This is a genomic window from uncultured Draconibacterium sp., assembly GCF_913060805.1.
In the GTDB taxonomy this organism is placed as follows: Bacteria; Bacteroidota; Bacteroidia; order Bacteroidales; family Prolixibacteraceae; genus Draconibacterium.
This window is the reverse complement of sequence record NZ_CAJXTC010000035.1, coordinates 48862-55227: the sequence shown is the minus strand read 5'-3', so window position 1 is coordinate 55227 and position 6366 is coordinate 48862. Positions and strand designations below refer to the sequence as shown.

7 protein-coding genes are annotated in these 6366 nt (G+C 39.6%); all 7 read right to left on the bottom strand.

The window, feature by feature from the left end:
• Positions 1-147: 147 nt before the first annotated feature.
• Positions 148-888: a hypothetical protein gene (locus QZ576_RS18075; RefSeq protein WP_297099620.1), complete on the bottom strand. Its 741-nt coding sequence runs from the start codon at positions 886-888 to the stop codon at positions 148-150.
• 147 nt (positions 889-1035) lie between these two features.
• On the bottom strand, positions 1036-1872 hold the full coding sequence (locus QZ576_RS18070; RefSeq protein ID WP_297099618.1) for a sugar phosphate isomerase/epimerase: 837 nt from the start codon (positions 1870-1872) through the stop codon (positions 1036-1038).
• A gap of 178 nt (positions 1873-2050) precedes the next feature.
• Positions 2051-2251, bottom strand: coding sequence for a hypothetical protein (locus QZ576_RS18065; protein ID WP_297099616.1), 201 nt, complete (start codon positions 2249-2251; stop codon positions 2051-2053).
• An 18-nt stretch (positions 2252-2269) separates the two neighbouring features.
• Positions 2270-2935 (bottom strand): redox-sensing transcriptional repressor Rex, encoded by a 666-nt coding sequence (locus QZ576_RS18060; RefSeq protein WP_297099613.1) that lies wholly within the window; start codon positions 2933-2935, stop codon positions 2270-2272.
• A 243-nt stretch (positions 2936-3178) separates the two neighbouring features.
• Entirely contained in the window at positions 3179-4183 is a 1005-nt protein-coding gene (locus QZ576_RS18055; RefSeq protein ID WP_297099611.1) for a Gfo/Idh/MocA family oxidoreductase, read from the bottom strand.
• A gap of 70 nt (positions 4184-4253) precedes the next feature.
• The gene (locus QZ576_RS18050) at positions 4254-5483 is read right to left on the bottom strand and encodes a hypothetical protein (RefSeq protein WP_297099609.1); all 1230 of its coding nucleotides are present in this window, start codon (positions 5481-5483) and stop codon (positions 4254-4256) included.
• A gap of 160 nt (positions 5484-5643) precedes the next feature.
• The gene (locus tag QZ576_RS18045) at positions 5644-6354 is read right to left on the bottom strand and encodes a YebC/PmpR family DNA-binding transcriptional regulator (RefSeq protein WP_297099607.1); all 711 of its coding nucleotides are present in this window, start codon (positions 6352-6354) and stop codon (positions 5644-5646) included.
• Positions 6355-6366: the final 12 nt, after the last annotated feature.

The window sequence follows — 6366 nt, the reverse complement described above, 5'->3', positions numbered from 1 at the left end:
CAACCCATCCTTTTCTCATTAAACTAACTAACCTAACTAAACCTAAACTTATGAAAATAAACGTACCGCAAATATAAAGGCATATTGTAAATCCGACAAGAAAAAGATGTTAAATGGTGTTAAACCCCACAACAATTAACATTGAATTTACTGTGCTACGAAAGTGTATTGAATTGTTCCCTTTTGGCGCGCAGGCGCTGAGTTGTCGCTGTTAAAAACAGTTCGGCTTGCGGCTTCTTTTGCATAGTCAAATAACTGCTTATCGCGGATAGATCTGTCGTCGCGAGGTTCGGCTTCAACAACCTTTCCCTGGCGGTTTACAACAATATCAACAATTACTGTTCCTCCTCCCTGGCTCAGATAGACCGGAACCGGCAAACGCAAATGATAACGATTTTCGAGGTAGTATACGATATTACTTTCTCCGGCGTAAATTACGTTCTTTATCGAGTCGCGCTCCATGCCTTCCGTTGTTTCAACAGGCATTTCAATATCGCTTAAATCGACTGTTTCTTTAGCCAGGTTTTTATTGACATTCTGAGAGAGTTGTCTGGCAGCTTCCACTTCTTTTAAGTAGTCATCGTCGAAAAACTCGTCGGTTGAAGTGGTGGTATTTTCCGTTGCCGACCGATTTGAAGCAACATTTGTTCGTGTATTGGTAGTTTGTTCGATATCGGGTTGATCGGTATTTTCTTCCTCTGCCGTTTCAGGTTCAATAATTTCTGGCTCGAGTATTTCGGCAGGAAATTCGATCATAATCTCCTCCTCTTTTGGATTGCCCTTCATATTAACGTCGGCCAGCAAAAACGCAGAAAATAATAGAATATGGAAAACCAGCGTACCGATTACTCCATAAACATTTCTTCTGTATAACTCTCCAATCTTCATTTGCAGCAAAAATATAAAATTAGCTGCGATATAAGCCGGAATTCAAAGAGAATACTAATTTATTTATGTTGATAATTATTCGGGATGAATGCATAAAAAAAGAGTTCCCCAATGCTGGAAAACTCTTTTCATTTTATTTCGTTGATTCTATTTTGTTGCGGCGATCATTGCTCTGAAATAACCGATCGATTCGGCGATTCCCATAAACGGATCATCCATATTTCGTTCGTGTTCCAGACTTACAACTCCAGTGTAATTCACTTCGCGAAGCATTTTTATAAAAGCCGGAAAATCAATTATTCCTCTTCCAACTTCTACCGAGTAACCTTCTTTGGTGCGGCCTGTAACATCTTTCAAGTGAATATCAAAAACCCTCGATTTGTATTTTTTCAAGTCGGCTACCGGATCTTTTCCGTTTCGGGTATCGTGACCAATATCGAGACACATACCAATTCGCGGATCAAGATCTTTCGTATGTTCCCACACATCTTCCGCATCCGGATAAATGTCAATATCCGGGCCATGCAAATGAATGGCAAAATATAGGCCTGTCTCTTTCACTTTTTCGTTTACGTAGGGAAGCAGCTCGTAATCGGGCACACCAACAATCGTCTTAACTCCCACTCGTTTCGCATAATCGAAATACTTGTCGATATCCTCTTTACTTTTCATATAAAGTGGACCAACCGCATAACCGGTAACTCCGTATTCGGTACATTTTTTATGAAATGCCTCAATTTCTGCCGAAGTGCTGTTAACCGGCAAGTGAAAATCTTTTATGCAGAGGTAATGAACATCGCAGCGTTTTAGGGTTTCCAATGTGGTTTGCAAATCGAAATGCACAAAAGTATAACCGGCCATTCCGAGCTTAAACGATTCATTTGTTTCTGGTGCGGGCTGAGGATCGGGGCGTTTTACCTCCTGCGCAGTTAGCGAAAGGGTAAATAACAATATTAGTAGAAAAGAAAGCGCTGATTTATTCATCGTATTAAATTTAGTTGTTTCAGAAAAACAAATGTAACAATTAATCGAATACGGCACAGATCAGAATAGCGGTACGTGTTTGAGAAATTACGCGAGTTTATATCCGGGCAATTTATGACACCCGGAAACGATCAATCAATGAAAACTGATCGCATTTGAAGTAGCAAATAATGAGCAATTATACAGTTTGCCAGCGCGTTGTTATGTTGTAGTTTTGAGCGTACTCTTCCCGCTCCTTTTCTTCGGCTGTTACCTTGCTTTCTTCTTCCATATTTTGCAGCTCTGCACATGCATGATTAATGTCATTTTTTCTGCCTTTAAAGAATTTTTTCTTTATTTGATCGACTGCGCATCTAAAGAATAAATTAATCTTTTTCATTTTTTCTCCTTTTTTGAGTTATTTCTTTGAGTCGTTCAAGCGTTGTAATAAAACAGCGGCAAACGAACTCATCGATGTATTCTGAATAATTACATGATCCGGTAAATCCAATATTTCATGGGTGAAATTCCAGATCGCTTTTACACCACAGTTCACCAAATCTTCAGCTACTTCTTGCGCCACATTATTTGGTGTGGTTAAAATGGCAATCTCAACATCTAACCGGTTCGACAAATGGAACAACTTATTGTACTCCAAAACCGGAGTATTTCCAATGTGTTGCCCAATCTTCTTTTCATCAACATCAAAAGCTGCTATCACCTTCAGTCCCAGCGTTTGGTGTTCCTGATAAGCCATTAAAGCTGAACCTAAATTACCGGCTCCAACCAGAAAAGCTTCGTTTACATGGTTGAATCCAAGGAAGTCTTCCAGCGCATGACACAATTCGTAAGTATTGTACCCCACCCTGGGTTTTCCTTTTACCCCGGTAAATGCCAAATCTTTTACTACTTGTGTAGGATCGCATTTTAGTTGTTTTCCGATCGACGGTGCCGAAATATTCATCACCCCCTGCTCACGAACTTTTTCAAGAAAAAATAAGTAGCCCGGTAACCTTCTTAAAGTTGGTTCCGGAACTTGTTTTCTATTTTTTCTTAATGCGATCACTTTTGTAGCTTTTGTCATTTAGTTCACTTTAAATTTAGCAATAACTCAATTTAGAGAATTTTTTCTTTATTAATATTCTATGATTATTTACCTAATATTAACATATAAATCTTACTGATTTCCAATTGCAAAGAGCAGTTTGCAATTTACAAAGAATGGTGCAAAATTCATTAAACACAATCTCCTAATCGATGAAAGGTTTAGCTGCCGATTTAAAAATCAGAAGAAACTCGTAAATCAATAACTCGAGATTTACAGAATTCAGAAAAATATTTTCTCATCGTGATCCGGAAAAAATATGCCTGCATCAATTCGAATCCGATCAAGCGTTTGAATCAAATCTTCACTCATTTTCCAAGTCATTTTCGGACTTTCAATCAATCCTGCATCCAAACATTCCATTACGTGTTTGGCTTCGTACTGATAACCCGCACCTTCTTTTGTTTTGTTTGGAATTAACTGTTGCTCTTCACCATCTTTCCAAACGGTTAAATCGGTTGGTGTAAACCAGCGCGGATGCAGAATAACATAGCCATTTTCGCAACAAAATTCGGTTTGAACCGGCGAATGTACCGCAAAACTTGAGGACAGGCTGGCCATTTCTCCCCCTTTGTATTTGAAAATCATTTGGATACTTTCCTCGCTTCCGGTGGGGCTAAAATCAGCATAAGATTTAATGAGGTCAGGCACACCCAAAGAAGACAACGCTGCAAACACGGGGTAAATACCAATATCCAAAAGCGAGCCGCCACCCAGTTTCACATTGTACAGGCGTTTGTCTACATTAAATTCGGCGTTAAAAGCAAAATCCGACCGAACCATTTTCAGTTTCCCTAACTCACCGGAGTTAACAATTTCAAGCGCTTTTTGAAAACTTGGCTGAAACATCGTCCAGAAAGCTTCCATCAGAAAAGTATTGTTGTCTTTTGCACATTGTATCATTTGTGCTACTTCGTGTTGATTCATGGCAAATGCTTTTTCACAAAGCACTGCTTTTTTATGCGAAAGACACAACATGGTATGTTCAAAGTGATGCGAGTGAGGCGTTGCAATATAAACCACGTCAACGTTAGGATCTTCAACCATTTCGGTGTAGCTGCCATACGCTTTTTCAAATCCCAGTTCGTTGGCAAAATCCTGCGCACGAGTTAAATCGCGTGAGGCTGCCGCATACAGTTTTGCATTTGGCAACAATTTCAGATCGTTAACAAACTTATTGGCAATTTTCCCACATCCTAATACTGCCCAATTGTATATTTTACTCATGATTTTTCGATTTAGTTTGAAGGCTAAATGTACAAACTAAATAAAAATTCAGAAAGCCTGACGGCAGAATTTACACTGCCATTTGCTTTGCTTTTGGCAAATCGAAATATTTTTGAAATAATACAAAGCGTTGCGATTTGCTCTGAGTGCGTTTCTTACGCAAATATGCGAAATGCAGGGGCGATACTTTTTCTATCTCTTCTAAATATTCAGAACTATACCATGTCTCATTTAAGCCCACCGATTCTACGATCATCATTTCGATGCTGCGATTCATCAGGCCTAAAAAATCATCGCTTTTTACACCTTTAAAACAACGCATTTCTTCAAGCGCCAGACGTCCAAAATTGATGGTTTTATTTACAAAGCGACCTAAATCCTTTTCCGGCAAACAAGAGAAAATGGTTTTAGTAGATGCTAATGAATCCTCTTTTACATCCTGAATATCGTCGAGCAACTGCAAATAAATGCCGTAACCAAAAAGTGCTTGTTCCTGTTCTTGTGTCAATTCTCCGGCTACCAGGTAACCATCGGCTAAAACCGATGCCCCACCTTTTTCGAAACAAATATTGCAAATCTCTTCATCTGACAATCCGTTCTGCGTTATCATCTTCAAACTATTGGTTTGTCCCTGCTGAATGGCGTATAAACTTTCATAAACTTTTGGAAATTCGCTGCGTGGAAATTCTTCCTCAAACATGCTGATTAAGTGGAATAACTGCTTTTCGGTATGATTTGCAGCTAACTCTGGCTCGCCGTGCAAACGACGATCAAAACGCACGGAAAAAGCTTGTTTCTCTTCTTTATTAATCTCCGGATCGTCCAGTAAATTATCGCTGTACGGATAGATCATTGAATAGGCAAAAACCGACGGCGTGATATTCACCGGCTTTTTAGCCATTAGCTGCAAGCCATTCATTATCCAAACATTTCGCATTCCCTGGTAAATATCTTCAGGATCTAATTCAGGACCAAAAGCGCGTGCCCGGTAGAAAAAATCTTTCGACACATCTTTGAATTCTTCTGACAGGATAATCTCAAGATGTCCGCTTTCAAAATCAAAAACTGTCTCGAGAAACGACCGAAACATGGGAAAAAACGATTTTGCAGGATCATTCTTAACCTGTTGAACTTTGCTAACATTCTGCAGCTCTTTCAATTTTTTCTGAAAGCCATCGAAGTTGCGTTCGTGCGCAAATTTTTCTTCTGCTGAGTAAGTTTTTTGAAATTGCGGGAAAGTATCGGGACTTTTGTCCCACATCTCTTTAAAATGGTTGATGTAATCCTGAACAGATAGCATAAGTTTTGTTTTTCCCGAAAATAGGTGAAACAAAAGAGATGCGTGCAATTTATTAGATGATCGTGGGAATTTTGAGGGTTAAATGGGTTTTTGAAACTGTAAGTATCATTTCAAACGCTGAATTGGATTCAGTACCGCATGAAATGATACTTGCAGGTTATTATGCAATGTTAGTGTAAACGGCTTGAACGTCTTCGTCCTCTTCCATTTTATCCAACATCTTCTCAATTTCTTCCATTTGTTCTTCGGTGAATTCTACCGGAGTTGTTGGAATACGTTGCAATTCAGCTTTCTTAACGTTAATCTCCAGCTCTTCAAATTTATGCGCCATGTCGCTGAAGCTGGTGTATTCGCCATAAGCATAATACGTTCCTTCGTTCTCTTCAATTTCATCCAAACCGGCATCAATCAGCTCCAGCTCAATATCTTCCAGTTCCATTCCTTCGGGCATATCGAACTCGAAAACAGCTTTTCTCGAAAACATAAATTCAAGCGAACCGTTAGGAACCTGTCCACCACCGGCTTTGTTAAAATAACTTTTAACGTTAGCCACTGTGCGGGTTGTATTATCGGTTGCTGCTTCAACAAAAACCAATACGCCGTGCGGGCCTTTTCCCTCGTAGGTGGTTTCAATATATGCCGTTGCATCTTTTCCCGATGCACGTTTAATAGCCGCATCAATATTCGCCTTTGGCATGTTTTGCGCCTTGGCGTTCATGATAGCCGTACGTAGTGCAGGATTCAAATCCGCTTCAGGGCCACCTTCTTTTGCTGCAATGGTTATTTTCTTCGAAAGTTTTGGAAAAACTCTCGACATTTTATCCCAGCGTTTCTCCTTCGCTGCCCTCCGGTATTCAAATGCTCTTCCCATGAATAAGTCTGT

Excerpts from the sequence above, each read along its gene's own strand:
- QZ576_RS18075 (WP_297099620.1), bottom strand. The coding sequence starts at position 888 with ATGAAGATTGGAGAGTTATACAGAAGAAATGTTTATGGAGTAATCGGT.
- QZ576_RS18070 (WP_297099618.1), bottom strand. The coding sequence starts at position 1,872 with ATGAATAAATCAGCGCTTTCTTTTCTACTAATATTGTTATTTACCCTT.
- QZ576_RS18065 (WP_297099616.1), bottom strand. The coding sequence starts at position 2,251 with ATGAAAAAGATTAATTTATTCTTTAGATGCGCAGTCGATCAAATAAAG.
- QZ576_RS18060 (WP_297099613.1), bottom strand. The coding sequence starts at position 2,935 with ATGACAAAAGCTACAAAAGTGATCGCATTAAGAAAAAATAGAAAACAA.
- QZ576_RS18055 (WP_297099611.1), bottom strand. The coding sequence starts at position 4,183 with ATGAGTAAAATATACAATTGGGCAGTATTAGGATGTGGGAAAATTGCC.
- QZ576_RS18050 (WP_297099609.1), bottom strand. The coding sequence starts at position 5,483 with ATGCTATCTGTTCAGGATTACATCAACCATTTTAAAGAGATGTGGGAC.
- QZ576_RS18045 (WP_297099607.1), bottom strand. The coding sequence starts at position 6,354 with ATGGGAAGAGCATTTGAATACCGGAGGGCAGCGAAGGAGAAACGCTGG.